Source organism: Enterococcus nangangensis, assembly GCF_005405245.1.
GTDB classification, from domain to species: domain Bacteria; phylum Bacillota; class Bacilli; order Lactobacillales; family Enterococcaceae; genus Enterococcus_J; species Enterococcus_J nangangensis.
Genome location: NZ_BJDR01000046.1, coordinates 1 through 3,274, shown reverse-complemented (window position 1 = coordinate 3,274; position 3,274 = coordinate 1). Strand labels below are relative to the sequence as shown.

At 49.6% G+C, this 3,274-nt stretch carries 2 rRNA genes; both read right to left on the bottom strand.

Annotated features, from left to right (window positions below):
- Position 1 precedes the first annotated feature (1 nt).
- Positions 2–117, bottom strand: a 5S ribosomal RNA gene (gene rrf / locus FFM57_RS09705).
- 81 nt (positions 118–198) lie between these two features.
- Positions 199–3,108, bottom strand: a 23S ribosomal RNA gene (locus tag FFM57_RS09700).
- Positions 3,109–3,274: the final 166 nt, after the last annotated feature.

Genomic DNA, 3,274 nt, shown 5'->3' with positions numbered 1-3,274 from the left:
AGCGTGGCGACGTCCTACTCTCACAAGGGGCAACCCCTCACTACAATCGGCGCTAAGAAGCTTAACTTCTGTGTTCGGCATGGGAACAGGTGTATCCTTCTCGCTATCGCCACCACACTTGGTGTTTTTTCTTTGAATGAACTTCGTTCATTCAAAACTGGATCTGAATTCCTTTAAACAAATCTTTCCTCAAACATTGTGGTTAAGTCCTCGATCGATTAGTATCAGTCCGCTCCAACTATCACTAGCCTTCCACTTCTGACCTATCTACCTGATCATCTTTCAGGGATCTTACTTTCTTAAAGAAATGGGAAATCTCATCTCGAGGTGGGCTTCACACTTAGATGCTTTCAGCGTTTATCCCTTCCCTACATAGCTACCCAGCGATGCCTTTGGCAAGACAACTGGTACACCAGCGGTAAGTCCATCCCGGTCCTCTCGTACTAAGGACAGCTCCTCTCAAATTTCCAACGCCCGCGACGGATAGGGACCGAACTGTCTCACGACGTTCTGAACCCAGCTCGCGTGCCGCTTTAATGGGCGAACAGCCCAACCCTTGGGACCGACTACAGCCCCAGGATGCGACGAGCCGACATCGAGGTGCCAAACCTCCCCGTCGATGTGGACTCTTGGGGGAGATAAGCCTGTTATCCCCAGGGTAGCTTTTATCCGTTGAGCGATGGCCCTTCCATGCGGAACCACCGGATCACTAAGCCCGACTTTCGTCCCTGCTCGACTTGTAGGTCTCGCAGTCAAGCTCCCTTGTGCCTTTACACTCTGCGAATGATTTCCAACCATTCTGAGGGAACCTTTGGGCGCCTCCGTTACATTTTAGGAGGCGACCGCCCCAGTCAAACTGCCCATCTGACACTGTCTCCCACCACGCTGAGTGGTGCGGGTTAGAGTGTTCATAACGCAAGGGTAGTATCCCACCAATGCCTCCGCCGAGACTAGCGTCCCGGTTTCTTCGGCTCCTACCTATCCTGTACGTGCGGTACAAACACTCAATATCAAATTGCAGTAAAGCTCCATGGGGTCTTTCCGTCCTGTCGCGGGTAACCTGCATCTTCACAGGTACTAAAATTTCACCGAGTCTCTCGTTGAGACAGTGCCCAAATCGTTACGCCTTTCGTGCGGGTCGGAACTTACCCGACAAGGAATTTCGCTACCTTAGGACCGTTATAGTTACGGCCGCCGTTTACTGGGGCTTCAATTCGTACCTTCGCTTGCGCTAAGCACTCCTCTTAACCTTCCAGCACCGGGCAGGCGTCAGCCCCTATACGTCATCTTTCGATTTTGCAGAGACCTGTGTTTTTGATAAACAGTCGCTTGGGCCTATTCACTGCGGCTGACCTGACGGTCAGCACCCCTTCTCCCGAAGTTACGGGGTCATTTTGCCGAGTTCCTTAACGAGAGTTCTCTCGCTCACCTTAGGATGCTCTCCTCGACTACCTGTGTCGGTTTGCGGTACGGGTCGTTGCTCTCTCACTAGAAGCTTTTCTTGGCAGTGTGACATCAGGAACTTCGGTACTATAATTTCCCTCCCCATCACAACTCATCCTTAAGTAAAAGCATTTGACTCTTACTCAGACTTGTTGCTTAGACAGACATTTCCAATCGTCTGCATTCCTTAGCCTCCTGCGTCCCTCCATTGTTCAAACAATTACAACGAGTACAGGAATATCAACCTGTTGTCCATCGCCTACGCCTATCGGCCTCGGCTTAGGTCCCGACTAACCCTGGGCGGACGAGCCTTCCCCAGGAAACCTTAGTCATTCGGTGGATGGGATTCTCACCCATCTTTCGCTACTCATACCGGCATTCTCACTTCTAAGCGCTCCAGTAGTCCTCACGATCTACCTTCAACGCCCTTAGAACGCTCTCCTACCATAACACTTACGTGTTATCCACAGCTTCGGTAATGTGTTTAGCCCCGGTACATTTTCGGCGCAGGGTCACTCGACTAGTGAGCTATTACGCACTCTTTAAATGGTGGCTGCTTCTGAGCCAACATCCTAGTTGTCTAAGCAACCCCACATCCTTTTCCACTTAACACATATTTTGGGACCTTAGCTGGTGGTCTGGGCTGTTTCCCTTTTGACTACGGATCTTATCACTCGCAGTCTGACTCCCAGAGATAAATCAATGGCATTCGGAGTTTATCTGAATTCAGTAACCCGAGATGGGCCCCTAGTCCAAACAGTGCTCTACCTCCATGATTCTTACTCTGAGGCTAGCCCTAAAGCTATTTCGGAGAGAACCAGCTATCTCCAAGTTCGTTTGGAATTTCTCCGCTACCCACACCTCATCCCCGCACTTTTCAACGTGCGTGGGTTCGGTCCTCCAGTGCGTTTTACCACACCTTCAACCTGGACATGGGTAGATCACATGGTTTCGGGTCTACGACTACTTACTGATGCGCCCTATTCAGACTCGCTTTCGCTACGGCTCCGTCTCTTCAACTTAACCTCGCAAGCAATCGTAACTCGCCGGTTCATTCTACAAAAGGCACGCCATCACCCATTAACGGGCTTTGACTTGTTGTAGGCACACGGTTTCAGGATCTATTTCACTCCCCTTCCGGGGTGCTTTTCACCTTTCCCTCACGGTACTGGTTCACTATCGGTCACTAGGGAGTATTTAGCCTTGGGAGATGGTCCTCCCGGATTCCGACGGAATTCCTCGTGTTCCGCCGTACTCAGGATCCTCCTAGGTGGAAATCAAATTTCGTCTACGGGATTTTTACCCTCTTTGATGAACCTTTCCAGATTCTTCGACTATTTCATTTCGCTACCATATTGGAGTCCTACAACCCCAAAGAGCAAGCTCTTTGGTTTGGGCTGTTCCCTGTTCGCTCGCCGCTACTTGGGGAATCGATTTTTCTTTCTCTTCCTGCAGGTACTTAGATGTTTCAGTTCTCTGCGTCTACCTCTGGTACGCTATGTATTCACGTAACAGTAACATTCTATAACAAATGCTGGGTTCCCCCATTCGGAAATCTCTGGATCATAGCTCACTTACAGCTCCCCAAAGCATATCGGTGTTAGTCCCGTCCTTCATCGGCTCCTAGTGCCAAGGCATCCACCGTGCGCCCTTATTCACTTAACCTTAACCTAACTTACGTTAGGGGTTGGATTGTTCTACCTAGCGATAGGCTTCCCAATCCGTAATAAGCAATTGAACTTTGTTTTAAAACTCATTCAACGCGGTGTTCTCGGTTTGATTTGCTTTATTTTAATTCAGTATCCAGTTTTCAATGAACAAAGATTGAGAA